Source organism: Vibrio crassostreae 9ZC13, from assembly GCF_000272045.2.
Taxonomy (GTDB): Bacteria; Pseudomonadota; Gammaproteobacteria; order Enterobacterales; family Vibrionaceae; genus Vibrio; species Vibrio crassostreae_C.
The window spans coordinates 2,099,880-2,121,199 of record NZ_AJYZ02000019.1; the positions used below are offsets into that span (position 1 = coordinate 2,099,880).

Here is a 21,320-nt window from a genome sequence, read left to right on the forward strand (position 1 = left end):
CGATAGTATGCTCACCACTGCAATGGCGATATGTGATTTTTTCATAATTTATTCCCTATTTTTCACACTTGTATTTATCGCAAACCATAAATTCACGTATAGCATTGAATTTAGATTATTGATTCCTACAGGTTATGAATATAGGCGCGCTTTACCATTATGCAAATTTCATTATGTATTACTGTGCTGTATGTATTCAAAATAGCTATGATGTGTGGGGTTGGGTTTTGAATTGCTTATAGATTGTTGCTCTTGAGGGAGATTAATTGTAGCTGATGTTTTTCGACTATAGAGTGCTATCGTATTTATGTATGTTGGTAATAACCCGGCCACTTTATATGAAAAATCCGAATTTAGTCATTGCGGCCTAGTAATTCGATGACGACGATTACAAAATCGTGGTGATTTTTATGAATGATGTATTTCAGTGAGTTACAAAGCCTCTGCGTGCCTTTCACTTATAATGATCAAAATACTACGGTAACCCAGTGGGCAAGCAAAATTTTTGACACTAAATATAGGCATTGATCTATACCTGTATGGTTACTGTAAAGGCCAAGAAAAACGGTATAGATAACAAAAATCCCAAATTGAACACATTAGGTTAGTTAATTGGTTGTCATCAAGGATTAGAATTTTTTCTAACTAAACTTTGTTTTTCAGCGGTTTGACGATAATCTGGGTGTAAAATCGACATGTTGTTATGTCTTTGATTGCAAAGTGAGCAAACGAATCGCAAGATGCCAGTTAATACTTGCACCATCTGTTTATCATGGATATCATCGTTGGCGTTCTAAGGGAATGCGTCCGTAGCTCAGTTGGTTAGAGTACCGCCTTGACATGGCGGGGGTCGGTGATTCGAGTTCACTCGGACGCACCATTCCTTCTTTAGTTTTTATTGCATAACTATTGAGTTTGTCACAATGGTAGTAATAAGAAATTAGAACATCGCCCGCTTAGCTCAGTTGGTTAGAGTACTTGCATGACATGCAAGGTGTCACTGGTTCGAGTCCAGTAGCGGGCACCACATTATACGAAAGAGCCCACCTAGTGTGGGCTTTTTTGTGCCTGTAATTCCTTGTTTTATCAGGCTCTTAGCCATTTTTTGGTCCCAAGAGGTCCCGTAAAATCCACCGTTTAAAGTAATCTCTGAAGTAGTCTTTTAAGATCTAAGCAATTTCGAGGTTACTTCAGGGGGTTACGATGGCGAAAAAAGTACAGCCTTTAACGGCAACTCAAATCAAACAAGCAAAGCCTAAAGAGAAAGAATATAATTTAGGTGACGGTGATGGATTATCATTGAAGATTAAGCCTATAGGAACAAAACTATGGCGTTTCTCTTACTATCATCCCATTTCACGAAAGCGCTTGAACCTAGCCTTAGGTAAGTACCCTGACGTCTCACTAGCCAAAGCAAGAACCAAAGCGATTGAGGCAAGAGAACTACTCGCTGATGGTATTGACCCGAAAGAGCACCGTGATACGACTCTCAGAGAAAAACAGTTAGAATTGGCGAATACGTTACAGTCGGTATTTGATGACTGGATTGAAGTGAAAAGAACAAGCGTCAAAGAGCAAACGGCTAAGAAGCTAAAGCAACGAATTGAGAAGTACCTCTTACCTGATCTTGGTAAGTTCCCCCTTGGTGACATTACGGCACCACAAGCGATAAAAACAATTAAACCCATTGCGAATCAAGGTAAATTAGAAACAGTAGGGCGTTTGTGTCGTAACCTCAATGAGATAATGACCTTTGCAGTCAACACGGGTGTGATTGAACACAACAAGCTTGCTGGCATTGGTAAAGCATTTGAGACTGCTAAGGTAACCAACCAAGCTTCGTTAGCCCCTGATGAGCTTCCAGAGCTTCTCAAAACAATCAACTACGCATCCATTAAACCCATCACTCGCTGCTTGCTAGAATGGCAACTTCACACCATGACAAGGCCAGCTGAAACTGCTGGTGCACGTTGGGATGAAATTGACAGAGAAAAGATGCTTTGGGTCATTCCTGCTGAACGAATGAAAAAGGGAAGAGTGCATACTGTCCCTTTAACAAAACAAACTCTAGATCTATTGGAAACCATTGATTTCATCACGGGTGATAGTGAATACCTTTTCCCTGCTGATAAAAGTAACAAAAATCACATCAATAAAGAGACAGCAAATAAGGCATTAGTAAGAATGGGCATGAAGGGCAGGCAAACGTCTCATGGCTTACGCGCATTAGCTAGTACCACTCTAAATGAACAGAACTTTGATCCAGACATTATTGAAGCTGCACTTTCTCATGTCGATAGAGATAAGGTAAGAAGCGCATACAACCGTACTGATTACCTTGAACGTCGTAAAGTTCTCATGGCGTGGTGGAGTGATCATATTGAAGAGGCTGCAACGGGAAGCTTGTCGATGAGTGGTAAAAAGAGCCTTAAGGTTGTGGGTTAGTTGCATGGGAGTGAAAAAGCAACGTATAGCTCACACATTTTAAGCGCACTAGCTCATACTTGTTCTGACAACTTTGCTGATAAGTCACGATGAAATCGTACACAAATTCCGTTGGCATCGTGACTCAAAACTGGACAAAATATTCTTACATTAATCACTTAAACTAGAAAAATTCGAATGACTTTTGGTATCGGAAAATTGCTTAGTGAAGTGTCCAGTTCTACTGGAGGGAGCAGAGCACCTTAACGCCGTTTCTCTTTCGTAAGACTGCGTTAAATCAATCTATCAGCAACTCAATATGCAATTTTGTCACTATTCATTAATGGCTGAATAAACAAAGTTCACCTCTAAAGGGGATAGCCAGCCCCGAGATGAACTTTAATCTACAGCTAATTGACGTTGCTGTTGGGTGTATACTTCAGCCAGATTAGCTGATCACAACGCCAATACTTAGAAGAATCATGACCATGGTACAAAGTACGCCAAGCAATGGACCAATGAATTTTAGCCAAGATGAGTAAGCGACTCGCCCAATGGCTAGACCGCCCATCACCACGCCCGATGTCGGTGTCACAAGGTTTGGTAAACCAGAGGCAGATTGGTAGGCAGTGACAACCAGTTCACGGCCAACACCAGCAAAATCCGCGAGTGGGGCAAGAACTGGCATTGAGAGTACCGCAAGCCCTGAAGAAGAGGGAACGACCAAACACATAACGGCTTCTACCCAGTAGATAGCATTGATGAATGCGATTTCGTTTAACCCGCCTAATAAGCCTTCCGCGTAATGCAAAATGGTGTGGGTTATGTTGCCGTTATCCATGACGACCACAAGGCCACGAGCAATAGCGATGATCAGGGCTACTCCCAGAAGATCGCGCGCTCCGTTTACAAAACTGTCGGTAATTTCAACTTCTGACATCCGGCCAACGAAGCCAACAAGAATGCTTGAGCCAAGAAATAGAGCGGAGAGTTCAGCCATCCACCATCCTGCCGCGGATACGCCCCACATCATAATGGCGAAAGTTAAACCGAAGATAGCCAGTACCGCTTTACGTGTGTTGTTTAGCTCTGGTGTTTCTTGCTTTTTACTGTGTAGGAAATATTCTAAGTTTGACTCTTTCTGGTGAGCGACGATTGAAAGCTCTGGGTTGTTTTTCACTTTTTCTGCATAGCGCATTACATAGATAACACAAACGATCCAACCAAGAACAAGGATCACGGCGCGCAGAGCAAAGCCCTCCATAAAATTGATTTCAGCTGCGTTAGAGGCAATGACAGTCGCAAAAGGGTTAATAGTAGAGCCTAAACAACCAATACCAGCACCAACCATGATAATAGCAACGCCAACGATACTGTCGTAACCTGCTGCGATCATTACAGGTATCAGCAGTGCGTAAAAAGGAATAGTTTCTTCCGCCATGCCGTAAACGGTACCACCCAGCGCAAACAACCCCATTAGAATAGGGATCATCCATTTCTCGCGACCTGATAGGCGTTTCATGGTTCCGGCGATGCCTGCATCAATCGCGCCGGTTTGGGTTACTACAGCCAAAAATCCACCGATAACCAATACAAATAGGGCGACGTCCACTGCACGCGCCACGTAACTACCTGGGTCATAGAAGCCTTGAATTGGTGCCATTAAAATATCGACGATACCTTGAGGGTTTGAATCAACGGTTTGATACGTACCAACCATTGGCACCATACGGCCTAGTGTTTCATTGGTTTCCATCTGGTACTGACCGGCCGGTATAACCCAAGTTAAAATGGCCATTAGTACGGTCAGTATCATCAAAATTGTGTAGGCAGAAGGGAATTTAAATTTTGTCATTACGATGTCCTTTTATTTCTTATGGGGCCGAAGCCCCATTGGTCGGATTTAGCCCAAAAGCTGTTCCTTCACGTTAGCTAACGAATTCCATGATTTGTTGAGCGGACATATCGCCAAGTCCCATTTTTTTTAATGTTCTTCCAGATTCGAAATAATTGGTCTCGTTATACGCATTGTCGATGTGCAGACAAGATGTCACCATAGGTGTGTCAATACCGACCAGTTTACCGAGCTCGTAACAAGGGACGAGAAGGTAAGCGGCATCTTCCGTGATGTATCGGTTGCTGGCTGAGTTGGGTGCGCTGTTCAGTTTGCCGTGGGTTTCTGAAGTGCGGTTAACCTCATAAACACTTTCACATTTCATACCGTAAAGGGCATTCATTGCTTGAAGCTCAGGCAACAGTTGTAATCCTAGCGCTTTGCCTATGGATTGACGCTCTGACTCCATTACTGCTGCCGCTTTTGCTGTTGAAACTGAGCAGCAATCTTTGTAGTAATTGAATTGGCCATCGAAGTTTTCTAGTAAGCCAATATTGAGTGTTGTTAGTAATGGATGTCCGCCAAAGTTGATGTTTTCTAATCCGGCTTCAATGACATTACGAAGCCTTGTTAGAGGTAAAGGCATCACAGCTTGTAAGGCTGCAATAGCCTCTTCCGTGCGATCTGCAGGATAAGCGGCGACAGGAAGGTGCTCTTTCATACCTAAAATAGCGATCTCTGCAGGCCCAACAATTCGAGTTGCCCAGGGAATCGAAATTGCGTCAACAAAAGTGATATCTAAATGGGCAAACCCTTGTTCATTTTTAATTTGATTTAGCGCTAATGAGCCATAATTCCCTGGCATAAGCATGATGATTTGGCCATCACGTAAATGAGGCAGCATTTGAGTAAAGAGTGGCTCTTGCGCAAATGATGGGACCGGTAAGACGAGTAAGTCGGCATATGAGACTGTCTCTGCCAAATCGCGGCTGATTTTGTCACACGCCTGAAAGCCACTGTAAGTCAGTTCAACGTCATTAAAGCTTTCAAGTGCACAGATCCCTCCTCGTTGTTCTATGTCTGCCAGAGGATGGTCAAAACCTGGCGAGCCATAGAGGCAGACATCAGCATCTTGTAGGGTAAAGTGATAGGCCGCTGTTAATCCAGCATTACCGGAGCCAATCACAGAGACGCGCGTTTTCATAATTTCTTCCTTATTGATTTTTGTTTTTCTGGTTGAGAGCTTAAGGAAGAAGGCATATTCGTCGCCAATGACTAAGCTGGAGACTAGTATGCAAAAAAGGAATGATGAGAGGCTGGTGTTATCTCAAGGTATTGACTTTATTAGTATAAATTGATTTCACCAAAGTAGTCTGGCATCTCTGTAATTGTGAACTTACTCAGAATCATATTCACTGAGGTTTCGCATTGGCCCAATTTTGAGCTGAATATTCATCGCGTCAGCTTGTAACATGAATTGCTCAATGAACTGTTCCGCATTTCGGTGAATGGGCTTTAACGAAGGGTAGAGGATATCAAATTCAAACGGCAGGCCGAATACAAGTGGTTTCATTACGACCTTTGGGTGCTCGCTTTCCATGTAAGCGGTAAATGGATCAGTGATCGCGATCCCGACACCTTCTCGAACTAAGGTTGCAGCGGTGCTTGCCAGTGAGACTTCGATTTGCTCAATCGTTGATAGGTCATAGCGACGTAACAATGCATCGACTCTTCTCTGAGTAATATCCTTTTCGTGGCGGATGAGCACTTGACCCGCAATATCGTAGATGTCTATGACCGAGCGTTTGGCCAGTGGCGAATCGGAGGGGATAAGACAAACGCATTCGCATTCTACTTTTTGTGCCTTTACACCCGCGAGGTGATCATCAATAAACGCAAAGCCAATGTCTGTTGTTTGACTTTGAACCCGCTGAATCACCTCTTCGGAACGATATGTTTTAAACCCGACTTTGACTTTAGGCGCTTGCTTTAAAAAGACCGCCAAGATTCTTGGCAAAAAGGCGTTTGAGAGAAGAGGCATCGCAGCAATATTCAGTGTCCCGAAATGGCGCGAGCGAATTGAATGCGCAGCGTGATCGAGACTTGATACAGCATCAAAGACTTTGGATACTTCAATATAGAAGGCTTCTCCCTCATTACTAAGCTCCAAGCGATTTCGTTTACGAGTAAAAAGTTGAAAGCCAATTCTTTGTTCTAAATTGGCTAATAGTCGACTGACGGCGGATTGACTAAGCGATAAGCGCTCTGCCGCGGCAGTGACGGTTTGACATTCAACAATGGCTTTAAAAGCATTGAGTTGGGTTAGCTTCATTACATACAGCTCTGGATACAGGAATCGATGAAATTACCAGAAGCTCTAGTGGAATACCTTGAGCTGTAATGAGTAATCAACAATTTCTTGGCAAGTTTAAAGTGAATAAAGCTCAACTAAAAGTCGCTTTAAACAGTGATCCGCCCCAGCACTTTTTGGACATCGAGTTAAGTGAGTACAATCGCGAAAGAGGTGAACAATGACAACCAAGAAAACTACAATTAAACGTTCCCCTTAATTTAAAGCAGAAGCACTGAAGCTAGTAGAGAAAGTAGGAGTAGTTGCATTCGTTATTTAATTACACCCCTTAAGTGTATTTATCAATTCTCAATAACACGGTTCCCGCAATAGTTATCTCTCCATATAAGATATATCGAATCTCCGCCTCATACGTAGTGACCATTGTCTGGTTTTTACCAATAAAACACTCATTAATATTCGCCGCTGAAATCTGACCCTCTATCTGACATTCTCCATGCCAAAACATGAAGATATTTCGTTGTGTTTTTGTTATGAAATTGTTTCTTATTTCGTATTTTTTCGTTCTTTAAATACCTCGACGCTTGATTTTAACTATTTATTAATATTATCGATCGTCAAAATTAACGTTACTGTGTCTGTGTCACGGTTTGGTTGTGCGTGGTAATTTTTGTATTGAACTGTGAGATAACATGTATTCGTCAATTTTATTGAACCCTACACATAATAAAAAAGGATTGATGGACATGAAAAAGGTATTACTAAAAGCTGCTGCACTAACTATTGCTCTTGCTGCTGCAGGTGCACACGCTAAAGACTATGAAATTGTAAACGTCGTTAAAGTATCTGGTATTCCTTGGTTTAACCAAATGAACAAAGGTATTGAACAAGCAGCAACTGACTTTGGTGTTAACGCACGCCAACTTGGTCCTTCTACACCAGATCCAGCACAACAAGTAAAAATTATTGAAGACTTGATTGCTAAAGGTGTCGATGCAATTACTGTTGTGCCAAATGATGTAACGGTTCTTGAGCCGGTATTCAAGAAGGCACGTGAGAAGGGCATTATCGTTTTAACTCACGAATCTCCGGACGGGCACGGAGCTGATTGGGATATCGAAACTATTGATAACCAATCCTATGCAAAAGTGACCATGGATGAGCTTGCAAAAAACATGGGTGAGAAAGGTGGATACGCTGTTTACGTAGGTTCACTTACTGTGCCGTTACATAACAACTGGGCAAATTTAGCAATAGATTACCAAAAGCAAACTTACCCAGAAATGTATGAAGTGACCAGCCGCATGCCTGTTGCTGAAAGTATCGATCAATCATACGCAGCGACCAACGACTTGATGAAGGCTCACCCTGATATGGCAGGTATTGTTTCTTATGGTTCTCTAGGTGGTATTGGTGCTGGGGAAGCGATTAAGAAGAAACGAGCTAAAGATAAGATCAGTGTTGTAGGCATCTTAATGCCAAGCCAAGCTGCACCTTACTTGATGCGCGGCGAGATTGATAAAGGATACTTGTGGAACCCTGCCGATGCTGGTTATGCGATGGTTGCTGTTGCAAAACAAATGCTTGATGGCAAAGCAGTAACAGATGGCGTAAACGTTAAAGGTTTGGGTGATGCTGAAATCGATACTGAAAAACGTGTAGTGAAATTTAATAAGATCCTTGAAGTCGATAAAACAAACGCACGTCAACTTGGTTTCTAAGCGTTAACTTTGACAAGTTCGTTAATGTTTTACTGATAACAAGTAATAACTTCGGGGTAGTGCAATTCTACCCCATGATTTATGGAAATTCATATGTCTGGTACTCCTTTCATTACCCTCAAGAAGGTGTCAAAACATTTTGGCTCTGTGAAAGCCTTGGATGGTATTAACCTAACCTTCAACCAAGGCGAAGTACACTGTTTAGCTGGAAAGAATGGCTGTGGTAAAAGCACATTGTTCAAAGTGATTTCGGGTGTCCATGCGCCGGAAAAAGGTGCTGAAATTCTACTTGAAGGTAAAAAATATCCACGCTTAAATCCGCAACAATCAATTGAACATGGCATTCAAGTTATTTATCAAGACTTGTCGCTTTTCCCTAACCTTACCGTCGCAGAAAACATAGCTATTCAAGATCATGTTGAGTGGACAAAGGGATTAGTTCAGCAAAAACGTATCGAAGAGATTGCGATTAAAGCAATGGCGAAAGTCGGCGTGAAGCTAGCATTGGATAAGCGTGTAGAGCAACTTTCGATTGCAGAGTGTCAATTGGTTGCAATTTGTCGAGCTATGGCGTCTGACGCCAAGCTAATGATCATGGACGAGCCAACCGCATCGTTAACTCGTACTGAGGTCAATCACCTGATCGAAGTTGTTGCGGATCTCAAATCGAAAGGTGTTACCGTTGTTTTTGTTAGCCACAAACTCGACGAAGTGATGGAGATCTCTGATCGCATTACCGTTATCCGTGATGGCCGTACCATTGGTACCTATCAAGCCGATGAAGTGGATAGCGACGAGTTGGCATTTTTAATGACAGGTCAACGTTTTGAATTTTCGCCTTTAGCGCCATACCAACAACAAGGTGATGTGAAGCTAGAAGTAAAAAAACTGACTAAACAAGGTCAATATCACGATGTATCGCTGTCGGTTCGTGCTGGTGAAATCGTCTCCATTACTGGATTACTTGGAGCGGGTCGTACCGAGCTTTGCATGGCATTATTTGGAATGAATAAGCCTGACAGCGGCGAGATCCTAATTAACGGTCAACCGACGTCGTTTAGCTCCAATCGTGATGCGATCGCACAAGGGATTGGTTATGTATCAGAAGACCGCATGTCAACTGGGTTAGTCATGGACCAGTCGATTCAAGACAACATTACTGCTTCGGTGCTAAAGCGTCTACAAAAGCCATCGGGTGTACTGGACCATCTTAAAGCCAACAAGCTAGTGGCAAAGCTTATCTCATCACTATCAATCAAAGTCGCAGATCCAAAATTGCCTGTTACTAGCCTTTCTGGTGGTAACGCGCAGCGCATTTCGATTGCCAAGTGGATCGCAGCAGAGCCAGAAGTTCTGATCCTTGACTCACCGACCGTCGGTGTTGATGTTGCTAACAAAGAAGCCATCTACAACATTGCCAAAGACCTTGCTGCAAGTGGTATGGCGATCATCATGGTGAGTGATGAAATCCCTGAAGTATTTTACAACAGTCACCGAGTGATTGTGATGAAAGAAGGACGTTTTACCCATGACTTCCAACCGACTAATTGCTCAGAGCAACAAATCATGGAGGCCGTCAATGCATAATAAATTTAAGCGCCAATTGGCTTCGTTTAGCAAACGTCACGAATTCTATCTCTCCGTTATGATCGTATTGATTGTAGCGGTACTGACCGCGGCATCAGAAGATTTTCTTACGTTAGGTAATATCTTCGATATGTCAGTAAGCTCGGCGTTACTTGGCATTATGGCTTGTGGTCTATTTGTAGTACTTATTGCTGGTGGGATTGATATTTCATTTCCCGCCACGGCAGCAATTGCCCAATATGTTGCGGCCACATACATTCTAAGTATTGGCGGTAACTTTATGATTGCCTTTGGTATTGCCGCATTGGTTGGTGTGTTATTGGGTATGATTAACGCAGCATTGGTTTATAAGCTCAAAGTACCGGCGATTATCATAACCATTTCCACGTTGAACCTGTTCTTCGGCCTACTGATTTATTTTAGTAATGGCGAGTGGCTATATGGTTTCCCTGATTGGTTTATGGACGGTGTTGAGTTATTTAGCTTCACTGGAAGCGATGGTTATGACTATGGCTTGTCACTGCCAATTCTGACTTTAATTGCCATGATTGCGCTAACGTCGTTTTTAATGTCGAAAACACGTTTAGGCCGTCAAATATACGCTGTGGGTGGTAATGCTGATGCCGCGAGCCGTATCGGTATAAACCTCTTTGGCATCAATTTGTTTGTGTATGGTTACATGGGAGCGCTAGCGGGTATTGCGTCAGTAGTTCAAACACAAATTACTCAATCGGTGGCGCCAAACTCTTTAATGGGTTTTGAGCTTACTGTGCTTGCGGCTGTAGTACTTGGTGGAACGAGTATGACGGGAGGCAAAGGAACCTTATTCGGTGTGATTTTAGGTGTGATTTTGTTAGCGGTGGTGAAAAACGGTTTAACACTATTGAGCGTGCCTTCTTACTGGCACACCGTTGTGACGGGTTTGATTATTGTTTGCAGTATCAGCATGACCGCGATTAATGAGAAAAAACAAGCAGCGCAGGGGGCATAATGGAACAGGTTCTAAATAGTTTAAAGCTGCCAACGGATAAGAACATTCGTTACTTGTTGGTTATTTTAGTTGGTATTTTGGCGGTGATGGGCTTTACCAGCGGTCAAGCATTTTTCTCAATCGGCAACTTACAATCGATGTCATCGCAAATGCCGCTATTAGGTTTACTCGCATTGGCAATGGCAGTATGTATGTTGACTGGTGGTATTAACCTATCAATCATCGCTACTACTAATGCATGTGGCTTAGTTATGGCGAGCATCATAACCCAAGCACCAGATAGCTTTGCAATGTTGGTATTAGCACTGGCGGGTGGTCTGATTACAGCAGTAGTAATTGGCCTTCTTAACGGAGCATTAATCGCTTACGTTGGAGTCTCTCCAATTCTTGCTACTTTGGGCATGATGACGTTGATCAATGGCCTTAATGTCCTTATCTCAGGTGGCAGCGTAATCTCAGGATTCCCTGAAGCACTGTTGGTTTTAGGTAATGGCTCGTTAATGGGCATCCCTATGCCACTTATCTTGTTTGTCGGTTTTGCGATTGGTTTGTGGGCTTTACTTGAGCATACAAGTCTTGGCCGCACGATTTACTTGATGGGTTCTAACGAGAAAGCCACACGATTCTCAGGCATCAATACTCAAAAAGCCACACTGTATGTATATGCGCTCTCTTCAATTCTATGTTGGGCGGCCGCAATTGTAATGATGGCAAAATTCAACTCAGCTAAAGCTGGTTATGGAGAGTCTTATCTATTAATTGCGATTTTGGCCTCAGTGCTCGGTGGCATCAATCCAGATGGTGGTTTTGGACGCATTATTGGTATTGGCTTAGCATTGATTGTACTGCAAACGTTAGAAAGCGGTCTTAATTTACTGGGAGTGAGCAGCTATCTCACTATGGCGCTGTGGGGCGGCATCTTGATCCTATTTATCTTCTTACAAAAAAATAAGGCTTAACGGGGAAGGATATGAGTATTTATTTTATCGGTGTTGACGTAGGCAGTGGTAGTGCAAGAGCTGGCGTATTCGATGCTCATGGGCGTAAAGTCGGTGAAGCGAAACGCGATACCCAAATGTTTAAGCCGCAAGCAGACTTCGTTGAGCAATCTTCAGAAAATATTTGGCAGTGTGTGTGTTTGGCAGTAAAAGACGCCGTTTCACAAGCGAACATCGATCCTATTCAAGTAAAAGGCATTGGTTTTGATGCTACATGCTCGCTTGTTGTATTGGACAACAAAGGAGAACCTTTAACAGTTAGCCCAACTGGTCGTAGTGAACAGAATATTGTGATGTGGATGGATCACCGTGCTATCACACAAGCAGATCGTATCAACACTACTGAACACCCAGTGTTGGCATACGTTGGCAACCGTATTTCGCCAGAAATGCAAACACCAAAGCTATTATGGCTAAAACAAAATATGCCCAATACATGGTCTAAAGCAGGCTATTTCTTTGACTTACCAGATTTTCTGACTTGGAAAGCTACCTTTGATGCTAGTCGATCGCTTTGTTCAACTGTATGTAAATGGACTTACCTTGGTCACGAAAGTAAGTGGGATAAGAGTTTCTTTGAACTGATAGGTTTAGAAGACTTACTTGAAGATAACGCGCAATCAATTGGCGATCGTATTTTACCAATGGGTCAGCCTGTCGGGGATGGACTAACGGTTCATGCGGCGGATGATCTCGGCCTGGTGGCCGGAACAGCCGTTGGTACCTCAATCATCGATGCACATGCTGGTGGTATAGGAGTATTAGGTGCTGCGGGGATGACGGGTGAAAAAGCGGATTTCAATAAACGTTTGGCTTTGATTGGTGGAACCTCTTCTTGCCATATGGCTGCATCAAAAACGGCACGTTTTATCGATGGAGTTTGGGGGGCATACTACGGTGCAATGATACCTGGGTACTGGCTTAATGAGGGTGGGCAATCAGCAACTGGTGCTTTGATTGACCACATTATTACTTCACATCCAATCTATGACAGAGCTAAAGAGCAGGCTGATAAATTGGGTCAAACCATCTATCAATTGCTTAATAACCGTTTGTTAGAACTTGCTGGTAGCAAAGAAGATATAGCTTTTTTGACGAAAGATATCCATGTGTTGCCTTACTTCCATGGCAACCGTTCTCCACGTGCTAATCCTCATTTAACTGGCACTATTACTGGCCTTAAAATGTCGAAAACCATTGATGATATGGCGATGCAATATCTTGCAACGTTACAAGGTATTGCTTTAGGTACACGTCATATCATTGAAGTGATGAACGAAGCTGGATACGAGATTGATACCATTATGGCTTGCGGCGGTGGTACTAAGAATAGTGTCTTCTTACAGGAACATGCTAACGCCACTGGCTGTATGATTTTGTTGCCTGAAGAAAGCGAAGCCGTATTGTTGGGCTCTGCAATGCTCGGCTCTGTCGCCGCTGACTTCTACAGTGATATCCCAGACGCTATGAATGCCATGAGTCGCATCAGTAAGAGTGTAATGCCACAAACTGAAAAGATTAAGCGGTTCTATGACGCGAAATATAAAGTATTTCACAAGATGTATGAAGATGACGTGGAGTACAAACGCTTAATGGGGGAGTTTTAGACAAGCCCTCATATATTTCAAAATGTAATTTATGGTTCTGTTAACGGTCTAGTTCAATAACTAGACCGTTAACATATGGACTTCACCGGTGGATAATCGCTACAAATTTTAAATATTGGTTTTGCGTGCTGCAGTCACAAGTAGCTCGACTTTGAGTTCAGGGCTAGCGAGTTTCGCTTCGCCACAAGCGCGCGCAGGTGCGAACCCTTCATCAAACCATTCATCCCATACTGCATTCATTTCATTGAAATCACTCATGTCAGCTAGCCATACTGTGACCTGTAAAACATGCTGACAATCACTTCCTGCTTCTATAAGAAGGCTTTCTACTCTCGTAAGCGCTTCTCTTGTTTGCTCCGTAACGCTTGTACCACGGACTCCGACTTGACCACATAAATATACTGTGTCGCTGTGGGTTACAATTTTACTCATACGTTGATTAGTATACAGTCTCTGTATCTTGCTCATACTTAGTATTTCCTTTGTTATACTTTTTAATAAATGAACTCTTTGCTGGGGTGAGACTTGCTAGCTCTCCAAGTTTCAATGGTTTAATAGGATTGCGTAGTCGGTAGTAGCCTACTTTTTCCATTGAAATTCCGACTTTGTCACTAATAATATGGGCCACCGTTGAGCCGCAATGGCGTCCTTGACACGGGCCCATGCCACAACGAGTGAACGTTTTTATTTGATTAATCCCACAGGTTCCCTGATCTACGTGATCGCGGATTTGTTTTGCTGTTACTTCTTCACACCGACAAACGATCGTTTGGTCGCTGGGGGTGAGGGCTTGCTTCGGTGGGGTGTACAGCGCATCAAGAAACGGTCGTACCGATAGCTCTTTGTTTATTATTGCTTTTATGGGGTTATCGTTATTTTTAGTTATGAGATTACCGTTAAGCTCAAGATCTTGCAGAGTATTTTGTGCGACGAGCTCCCCTTGTAATTCTGCAACGAGTGCTCCTCCAATGCCCCCGTTGTCGCCAGCAACAAAGACACCGTAACGTGAACTCATGTTGTTACTGTCTAACTTAGGCTTCCAGCAAACTTGTAATGAATCCCAAACATGTTCCAACCCCATAGCGCGAGTGAGTTGGACGTTAGGAATCACTCCAATATGTGCTAAGACAGTTTCACCTTTAAGTTCGACGGTTCTTCCTGAGCTTTGAAAGGTTAAACCTTCTAAACGTTGGCTACCTAGTGCTTCAATGTGAGTAGATGATGTATAACGCTTGATCCCAAGCTTATGAATCTTGGAAAGGAGCGTTAAGCCTTTGGCTATGTAATTGCGTCCTTGCCATGCATTCAACCAATATCCGGCTGCTTTAAAGTAACTAGCGCTTTGCTGAGTATCGACAATGGCCTTCGGTGTAGCGCCGGCATCGTTCATCTGTACGGCGAGCAGGTAGAGAAGGGGACCTGTTCCAACCAAGATTGCATCTTTAGGGACAATGCCTGATGTTTTCATCATGATCTGGCAAGCCCCTGCAGTCATCACCCCTGGTAGTGTCCAACCTGAGAATGGGAATGGTCTCTCAATCGCCCCCGTTGCTATGATGATTTTCTTCGCGGTCGCTTTTTGAGCTTTCCCATCGCGACTCCAATAAACCGCGTTGTCTGAATCAATTCGCCATAGCGTAGCGCCAGAGAAATAAGAGATGTTAGCTTGGTTAAAAGTTTTAACGAGTTCGGCACCTCTTAAATAATCTGGCCCGAAGATATGTCCGTGTGGGTGACCTGATTCTTGTATGGCTCTATAAATTTGGCCTCCTGGACGAGCTTGTTCGTCGATAACCATGACATTTGCTCCCGCCATAGAGCATTGAACTGCTGCTGCCATTCCTGCAGGCCCAGCTCCGATCACACACACATCAAAATTCATGTTTGATTGTTCCAGCATGAAACCTCCTATTACATTGTTTGTCGGCGAATTTTCATGCCGTCTTTAATCAAATTCATGCAAGCTTGAACGTTAGGTTCTCCATCGACTTCAACGCGGCACTCAAAGCAACTACCCATCATACAAAACGGTGCTCTTGGTGAGCCGGATTGAGGCGTTATACGAGTATGATCTACCGTTGCTGCTAGCAATGCTGCAGCGATGGTATCTCCGTCATACGCCATGTAATATTGACCTTCCCATTCAAACTGAATTGATGTTTTCTCTTTATCCGAGGCAAGTCGTTGGAATCTAGAATCTGTCTTCACTGAATACCTCCAAATCTGGTGCGTTAGTAGATTGCTCAAGCCAATGCGGTAACAAATAACTATGAACTGCGGCTAGTGTAATACCGCTGTGGCAACTTACCAGGTAAGCACCTGGATGTGTTTTTGATTGTTGATATATTGGCAGGCCATCAGGTGAAACGATCCGAGTCGCACCCCAACTTCGAATTAGCCTGGTGTGCTCTAAAAATGGATAAACAGCAATCGCTCGCTCAGCTATAGCAGCTGTAGTTTCGATGGTGTCATTGTTGTCAAATCCAGCATTTTCCTTAGAGTCTCCTATCTGGATACCACCTTCATCTACCTGACGAATAATACCGGAGGGGCGCTTCATCTTTTTCGGGAGCTTTTCAGTGATTAAAACTTGCCCTTTTTGAGGAGAGACTAATGCTTTGAAGTTGAGTTTTGGGCCTAATTGAGCTGCTCCTAAACCTGCAGACAAAACAACTTTGTCGCTAGAATAAATCCTCCCATCTTCTAACGTGACTTGAAACGTTCCCGACTTATCTTGGTTAATATCAGACACATTCGTTCCAGTAATTAAATTAGCACCGAGCTTTTGGATCGCGGCAGTATACGCATTGAGTAACTTCAATGGATTGACATGACCATCTTCTGCTCCGTAAATTGCACCTACGACGTCAGGGCCAATTTCGGGCTCCTCCTGTATTAGGCGTTTGCGATCCCAAATTTCATATGGATGGTCGCTATTCAATTGCTTACGTAGGTGCTCATACTGCTTAGCTTTAGCCGTTAATTCTTCTTCACAGAAGTGGAAATCGTATCCCCCTTCTTGCACTAGGTTAAGCTTATGTCCGGTAACGTTTTCTAATTCTTCTGCGAGCTCTTTCCATAACTTTACAGATCGGCGAGTCCATGCTGCATAGTGAGGTGCGTCGAGCCCTTTACTCGACAACCAAACCAAGCCAAAATTGCCACGAGATGCACGATGATCGAGGTCGCCGCCATCCAGTACTGTTACCTGATGACCCGCTTTAAGAAGGCCATAAGCTAGTGCGCAACCCACAATTCCGCCACCGACAACAATATATTCCGGTTTCATAACATTCTCTTATGCTTTCGTTGAGGGGGCAGGGGTGCCCCCTTTGGTTGGTGTTTCTTAATTAAGCGCTTTGTCTAAGATTGGCTGGCTCCAATCAGAACCGATATCGTCAATAATTTGAGGCCATACTGTAGCGCGTACTTTGTTAGCTGTTTTGCTCAACTGACTTGGAGTCATTTCTATGATTGTTGCACCAGCTTCTACCAGTTTTTGTTCATTGGCTTTCTGGTCTAGTTGTGCAGCGCCCCAACGACGGTTTTCAAATTGAGCTGCGGCTGTTTTGAGAGCTGCTCTCTCTGCTTCATCGAGATCTTCTAAGCGCTCAGAATTGATCATCAGGTACCAGATTTCGAAGTGGGTATTGAGAGGAATATAGGTTTTTGTTACATCACGGAACGAAGCGTAATAGCCTTCAGCTCCAGAACCAATAACACCATCAACTACACCAGTTTGTACTGCCGTAAAAGCTTCTGAAAAAGGTAGGGGTGAACCAATATAGCCGACGTTATCTGCTAATAACTGGAAACTCTTGATCGGTGGTACACGAAGCTTAATACCTTTGGTTACATCGGGGTCACCAGCACCAACTGCATTACGGTTTAACGAAATGCCTCCAAAGTAAACAGGGTATGCTGCGAGCAATGTTATATCTTGTTTAGCAAATAGCTCTTCCATTGCTTCACGTACTGGCGCATTGGAACCGTAGATGTTTTGAGCTTCTTGCCAATCGTTTGCTAAGAAAGGTAATAAACCAATTTGCATTCTACGGTCGGTAGATGTGGAGGCTGGTTGCAATGCCATATCAATTGCACCAATTGAAATTCGTTCCTGTACTAACGTGTAATCACCTAAAGCGTTAGCAGCGTAGACTCTTAGTTTAAGGTCGCCATCTGTCGAGGCTTTTAGATCGTTGCTTAACTGCTTGATGTCATTATCAACTACGGTACCTTGTGGGCGTACATGACTGATTTTTAGCGTTGTAGCATGTGCAGGGAAAGTACTTAGGGCGGCGGCCATAAGTGATGCCAACATAGTGACATTTTTTATTGTTTTTAATGGTTTTAACTTACTTGTTTTTAACATTGTTAATTTCCTTTTAATAACCAAACATAGTAGGGAGGTACAGAGATAATTCTGACCAAAAAGACGTAAGAATTACGACAGGTAGATACCCAAATAAAATGAGTAGCATTGCCGGCCCAACAACTTCAGAGAATTTTACGTTACCAATGCGAGCACCAAGGTATAGGATTGACGCATATGGTGGGGTCACTCCGCCCATCGCGGTATTGACTCCCATGATTGCAGCAAATTGAATTGGGCTGATGCCAATTGCCGTCATTAGTGGCAAAAGCAAAGGCGCTATAAGAATGATTGCAGTCAAATCGTTCACGACCATACCAACGACAAACAACAACAGGTTAATAAAAATTAGTAATAAAAATTTGTCATCAGTAATATTGAAGATAGCTTCAACTAATTGTTGGGGGATTCCTTCTACAACAAACATTTGGCTGAGAATTAGACTGAATAAAATCATAAACATGATAGATCCAACCGCTGTTGCAGACTCTTTGCCGGATTCTAATAATGTCTTCCAACTCAATCCTTTATAGATCATAAAGCCGACTGGAACAGCATAGATAACAGCAACTGCCGCAGCTTCTGTTGGAGTCATAATGCCGCCATAAATACCACCAAGGATAATCACCGGCATCAATAAAGCAGGCACCGCGTTAAATGTTTGGCTAGAAGCTTTCTTAAACATCTCTGGTAAGCTCAGCTTGTCATCTAAAACAAGTGGGAACTTACGAGCCATAAACATATTGATTGCGGCAAAGTTGAACGTAACCAACAATCCAGGACCAAGTGTCGCGAGGAAACAAGCCAGAATTGATGTGTCAGTGACCCAACCATAAACAATCATTGTCACGCTTGGCGGAATGAGTAGACCTAATATTGACGAGTTAGCAATGAGTGCTGTTGCATAAGCTCGCGGGTAGCCTCGTTTTTCCATCTCGGGGATAAGTAGTGGCCCGATAGCCGCAATACCAGTTAATCCGCTTCCAGAAATGGCCCCGATAATCGCGCAACTAACAGAAGCTACGATACCTAGCCCACCACGTATATGACCGACAAATACGTTCACAAAACCTAATAGACTAGCAGCGATTCCACTTCTACTCATTATGGTTCCTGCCAATACAAACAGGGGAATAGCCAACAAAACGGGGTTCATTAATTGCCCAGCGCCCCACATCATGTTGCCTTTCATCGACATGTCACCGGCAAAACTCATGACCATCAGTGCACCGCCGAAACAAAATGGAAGGGGAACGCCGAGAGTCAATAGTATGACTAAAACTGAGACGGCTAATAGAGCGACTTCAATCATTGTTTCACCTTATTTACGAAAGACGATGGAGTTCTAAGTTGATTAACCAGCTTTACGATATGTATGGCAATAAAAAGTGTGATCAGAAGAAGTCCGATGAATACGGAACATTCATGATAAAAAGTAGGGATATAGAGAGTGGGGCTTTCTTTCCATACGCGCCAAGCGTACTTGACATAATCCCATGCCCAGTAAGTAAGCCAGCTCGAAATAATAAAACTTATAATTTCGCCTACTAGTGCCAAAATTGTGTGCCCGCGTTCACTTTTGATGAAAATTTCTAAGACATTTGCTCGTATCTGAGAGTCTTCTCTTGAAGCATTAACTGCCCCAAGCATATATAGCCAGATTGTAGGAATGACCATTGATTCTTCGAGTCCCATAATTGGGACCTCAAAAATATATCGTGTCACGACCTGAACAAATTGCATTAGAGCTACTGATGCAATTAAGGCCGTGAGCAAGTATCGAAATTTTTGCTCCACTGTATGTTTCCTTATTGTTGTATTTGTAATTATTTGGTTATTTTATTGGTGACAATCAATAAAAACAAATTTAAAATTACTCTAAAGTCATAAATTTTACTTATAGGGTGTTATGAGAAATCTTTCGATAAAACAATTAGAAACGTTCCGTGCTGTAATGCGTTCGGGATCGGTGACTGTGGCTGCAAAAACTTTATGCCGCACTCAACCTGCAGTGAGCTCTATGATCGTAGGTCTTGAGAAGGAACTAGGGTTGACACTTTTTGAACGACAAAAGGGGCGTTTAATCCCCAACCCTGAAGCATATTTTTTGTTGGAAGAAACTGATGCGATTTTAGAACGTTTAACTCGTTCAACTCAGTTAATGGCAGAAGTGAAAAACCTCACTAGAGGGAAGTTACGTATTGCTTGTATGCCCGCTGCCGCATTATTTTTTATGCCGCATGTTATAGCTGAATATGTAAAGGACAGACCTGAAGTTGAAGTATCCATGATGATGCGAAGTTCTACTATTGTTCAAGACTGGATTGCATCTCAGCAGTACGATATAGGTTATTCAGAGCTGCCCAAGGACAGAGATTCATTTCATGTAGAACCTATACAGCTTGAGGGAGTGTGTGCATTACACAAGGATCACCCTTTAGCGAGTAAACCGCTCATTACTCCAAAAGACTTAGATAATGTCCCCCTAGCAGCACTGTTTACCCGTCATTCAGCAAGTGAACACACAAGACTGTTATTTGAAGAACATAACGTCACTTATCGACCTAGATTTGAGCTACAGAACTACATCTCTGGTTTTGAGTTTGTCGAACAACAGCTATGTGCTTGTATCTGTGACCCCATCAGTGCCGCTAGTTATAAACTATATAAAGGAAATCAAGGGAACGTTGTATTTCGCCCCTTTGCTCCAGCTATAGCTTATGATCACGCAATACTGACACCTGCTCACAAACCAATGTCAAAGCTTGCTGAGGTCTTTGCTTTAAATATCCGACAAGCAGTAGATGCATTTGTGTCTGATATAAATGATTTCTAGAGATATATATCTGTTTACGACCATAGATATACTGGATGCTTATTTAGGTGGGTATGTCTTTTATCATTCTAGCCTCTTCTGAAATAATGCGTTCAAATGTTTCATTTAAGTTCAGCTCATAAAATTCAGATATTGATTTTAAATTCTCTTTAGACTCCTGGCTAATCACGAGATTTATAGTGGTCTTATTTTTTGATTTTATTTTCTTTCTATATTTAACCTGATCCCAGGCTTTTTTCATTTTAATAAAAAACAATGTTTTTTCTGCATCTATACCATAAATTGAATGAAATAAACCAGGAATAGTGATTGTGAATTCATTTTGTTGAAATACAATATCAGGTATTTCATTTAAGGCCTTACTTATAAATATGCTATCGGTTAGGTATTTAATAGACCAAGAGGCTTGTTCCATATCTTTGGCATCGAGCCATTTGAAATTAAATATCTTAGTTGATTGAATATAGTGCGAATGAAGCATTTCCAAATACTTCTTTTTATTGGTCATACTTTCTGTGCTTTCAATGAAATAATAGATCACTTGGTCTTTTATTTCGGATGTTGAAGTGATTGGTCTTAGCCCCAGGGCAAGATCATGAAAAACCCATATGGAATAAGGGGTAGCGTGAAGTGATGTTT

Annotated in this window: 17 protein-coding genes, 2 tRNA genes and 1 pseudogene; 9 read left to right on the forward strand and 11 right to left on the reverse strand. The window is 42.7% G+C overall.

The window, feature by feature from the left end:
* The first annotated feature begins 803 nt into the window (after positions 1-803).
* The 3 genes from A136_RS10485 to A136_RS10495 all read left to right on the forward strand — a co-directional run bounded on the left by A136_RS10485 (position 804) and on the right by A136_RS10495 (position 2,445).
* A tRNA-Val gene (locus A136_RS10485) sits at positions 804-880 on the forward strand.
* A 70-nt stretch (positions 881-950) separates the two neighbouring features.
* Positions 951-1,027 (forward strand) — tRNA-Val (locus tag A136_RS10490).
* 176 nt (positions 1,028-1,203) lie between these two features.
* Positions 1,204-2,445, forward strand: coding sequence for an integrase domain-containing protein (locus A136_RS10495; protein ID WP_017065543.1), 1,242 nt, complete (start codon positions 1,204-1,206; stop codon positions 2,443-2,445).
* Positions 2,446-2,872: 427 nt separating this feature from the next.
* Here A136_RS10495 and A136_RS10500 read toward each other — a convergent pair whose 3' ends face one another.
* The 3 genes from A136_RS10500 to A136_RS10510 form a co-directional block, all read right to left on the reverse strand.
* The gene (locus tag A136_RS10500; protein WP_017065544.1) at positions 2,873-4,279 is read right to left on the reverse strand and encodes a YfcC family protein; all 1,407 of its coding nucleotides are present in this window, start codon (positions 4,277-4,279) and stop codon (positions 2,873-2,875) included.
* 73 nt (positions 4,280-4,352) lie between these two features.
* Positions 4,353-5,462 carry an NAD/NADP octopine/nopaline dehydrogenase family protein gene (locus tag A136_RS10505; RefSeq protein ID WP_017065545.1) on the reverse strand — a complete coding sequence of 370 codons (1,110 nt, stop codon included), beginning with the start codon at positions 5,460-5,462 and terminating at the stop codon, positions 4,353-4,355.
* Between the two features lie 192 nt (positions 5,463-5,654).
* Positions 5,655-6,590 (reverse strand): LysR family transcriptional regulator, encoded by a 936-nt coding sequence (locus A136_RS10510; RefSeq protein WP_017065546.1) that lies wholly within the window; start codon positions 6,588-6,590, stop codon positions 5,655-5,657.
* A gap of 725 nt (positions 6,591-7,315) precedes the next feature.
* Between A136_RS10510 and A136_RS10520 the strand changes: the two genes are divergently transcribed.
* The 5 genes from A136_RS10520 to A136_RS10540 all read left to right on the forward strand — a co-directional run bounded on the left by A136_RS10520 (position 7,316) and on the right by A136_RS10540 (position 13,473).
* A complete protein-coding gene (locus A136_RS10520; protein ID WP_017065549.1) occupies positions 7,316-8,290 on the forward strand; it encodes an autoinducer 2 ABC transporter substrate-binding protein in 975 nt (324 codons plus the stop codon).
* Positions 8,291-8,383: 93 nt separating this feature from the next.
* Positions 8,384-9,877 carry a sugar ABC transporter ATP-binding protein gene (locus tag A136_RS10525; protein WP_017065550.1) on the forward strand — a complete coding sequence of 498 codons (1,494 nt, stop codon included), beginning with the start codon at positions 8,384-8,386 and terminating at the stop codon, positions 9,875-9,877.
* Positions 9,870-10,868 (forward strand): ABC transporter permease, encoded by a 999-nt coding sequence (locus A136_RS10530; protein WP_017065551.1) that lies wholly within the window; start codon positions 9,870-9,872, stop codon positions 10,866-10,868. The genes A136_RS10525 and A136_RS10530 overlap by 8 nt, the downstream gene beginning before the upstream one ends.
* A complete protein-coding gene (locus A136_RS10535; RefSeq protein ID WP_017065552.1) occupies positions 10,868-11,827 on the forward strand; it encodes an ABC transporter permease in 960 nt (319 codons plus the stop codon). Before A136_RS10530 ends, A136_RS10535 begins: the two co-directional genes overlap by 1 nt.
* An 11-nt stretch (positions 11,828-11,838) precedes the next feature.
* Positions 11,839-13,473: an FGGY-family carbohydrate kinase gene (locus A136_RS10540; protein WP_017065553.1), complete on the forward strand. Its 1,635-nt coding sequence runs from the start codon at positions 11,839-11,841 to the stop codon at positions 13,471-13,473.
* A 108-nt stretch (positions 13,474-13,581) separates the two neighbouring features.
* Here A136_RS10540 and A136_RS10545 read toward each other — a convergent pair whose 3' ends face one another.
* From A136_RS10545 to A136_RS10575, 7 genes are read right to left on the reverse strand one after another with little or no spacing between them, the layout of a single operon-like run.
* Positions 13,582-13,941, reverse strand: coding sequence for a RidA family protein (locus tag A136_RS10545; RefSeq protein WP_017065554.1), 360 nt, complete (start codon positions 13,939-13,941; stop codon positions 13,582-13,584).
* Positions 13,913-15,373, reverse strand: a complete 1,461-nt coding sequence (locus tag A136_RS10550) for an NAD(P)/FAD-dependent oxidoreductase (RefSeq protein WP_017065555.1) — start codon at positions 15,371-15,373, stop codon at positions 13,913-13,915. Before A136_RS10550 ends, A136_RS10545 begins: the two co-directional genes overlap by 29 nt.
* 11 nt (positions 15,374-15,384) lie before the next feature.
* Entirely contained in the window at positions 15,385-15,681 is a 297-nt protein-coding gene (locus A136_RS10555) for a (2Fe-2S)-binding protein (protein ID WP_017065556.1), read from the reverse strand.
* Positions 15,665-16,762 carry an NAD(P)/FAD-dependent oxidoreductase gene (locus A136_RS10560; RefSeq protein WP_017065557.1) on the reverse strand — a complete coding sequence of 366 codons (1,098 nt, stop codon included), beginning with the start codon at positions 16,760-16,762 and terminating at the stop codon, positions 15,665-15,667. Before A136_RS10560 ends, A136_RS10555 begins: the two co-directional genes overlap by 17 nt.
* A 57-nt stretch (positions 16,763-16,819) precedes the next feature.
* Positions 16,820-17,845 (reverse strand): TRAP transporter substrate-binding protein DctP, encoded by a 1,026-nt coding sequence (gene dctP, locus A136_RS10565; RefSeq protein WP_017065558.1) that lies wholly within the window; start codon positions 17,843-17,845, stop codon positions 16,820-16,822.
* 13 nt (positions 17,846-17,858) lie between these two features.
* Positions 17,859-19,157 carry a TRAP transporter large permease gene (locus tag A136_RS10570; protein ID WP_017065559.1) on the reverse strand — a complete coding sequence of 433 codons (1,299 nt, stop codon included), beginning with the start codon at positions 19,155-19,157 and terminating at the stop codon, positions 17,859-17,861.
* Entirely contained in the window at positions 19,154-19,642 is a 489-nt protein-coding gene (locus A136_RS10575) for a TRAP transporter small permease (protein ID WP_017065560.1), read from the reverse strand. Before A136_RS10575 ends, A136_RS10570 begins: the two co-directional genes overlap by 4 nt.
* A gap of 112 nt (positions 19,643-19,754) precedes the next feature.
* Between A136_RS10575 and A136_RS10580 the strand changes: the two genes are divergently transcribed.
* Positions 19,755-20,681 (forward strand): LysR family transcriptional regulator, encoded by a 927-nt coding sequence (locus A136_RS10580; RefSeq protein ID WP_029235316.1) that lies wholly within the window; start codon positions 19,755-19,757, stop codon positions 20,679-20,681.
* Between the two features lie 43 nt (positions 20,682-20,724).
* On the opposite strand, the pseudogene A136_RS10585 reads toward A136_RS10580, so the two are convergent.
* Positions 20,725-21,320, reverse strand: a pseudogene (locus tag A136_RS10585) (hypothetical protein); the annotation flags it as partial.

Coding starts and splice junctions, on each gene's coding strand:
- dctP (WP_017065558.1), bottom strand. CDS start 17,845: ATGTTAAAAACAAGTAAGTTAAAACCATTAAAAACAATAAAAAATGTC.
- A136_RS10540 (WP_017065553.1), top strand. CDS start 11,839: ATGAGTATTTATTTTATCGGTGTTGACGTAGGCAGTGGTAGTGCAAGA.
- A136_RS10580 (WP_029235316.1), top strand. CDS start 19,755: ATGAGAAATCTTTCGATAAAACAATTAGAAACGTTCCGTGCTGTAATG.
- A136_RS10550 (WP_017065555.1), bottom strand. CDS start 15,373: ATGCTGGAACAATCAAACATGAATTTTGATGTGTGTGTGATCGGAGCT.
- A136_RS10545 (WP_017065554.1), bottom strand. CDS start 13,941: ATGAGCAAGATACAGAGACTGTATACTAATCAACGTATGAGTAAAATT.
- A136_RS10500 (WP_017065544.1), bottom strand. CDS start 4,279: ATGACAAAATTTAAATTCCCTTCTGCCTACACAATTTTGATGATACTG.
- A136_RS10525 (WP_017065550.1), top strand. CDS start 8,384: ATGTCTGGTACTCCTTTCATTACCCTCAAGAAGGTGTCAAAACATTTT.
- A136_RS10495 (WP_017065543.1), top strand. CDS start 1,204: ATGGCGAAAAAAGTACAGCCTTTAACGGCAACTCAAATCAAACAAGCA.
- A136_RS10570 (WP_017065559.1), bottom strand. CDS start 19,157: ATGATTGAAGTCGCTCTATTAGCCGTCTCAGTTTTAGTCATACTATTG.
- A136_RS10535 (WP_017065552.1), top strand. CDS start 10,868: ATGGAACAGGTTCTAAATAGTTTAAAGCTGCCAACGGATAAGAACATT.
- A136_RS10530 (WP_017065551.1), top strand. CDS start 9,870: ATGCATAATAAATTTAAGCGCCAATTGGCTTCGTTTAGCAAACGTCAC.
- A136_RS10505 (WP_017065545.1), bottom strand. CDS start 5,462: ATGAAAACGCGCGTCTCTGTGATTGGCTCCGGTAATGCTGGATTAACA.
- A136_RS10520 (WP_017065549.1), top strand. CDS start 7,316: ATGAAAAAGGTATTACTAAAAGCTGCTGCACTAACTATTGCTCTTGCT.
- A136_RS10560 (WP_017065557.1), bottom strand. CDS start 16,762: ATGAAACCGGAATATATTGTTGTCGGTGGCGGAATTGTGGGTTGCGCA.
- A136_RS10510 (WP_017065546.1), bottom strand. CDS start 6,590: ATGAAGCTAACCCAACTCAATGCTTTTAAAGCCATTGTTGAATGTCAA.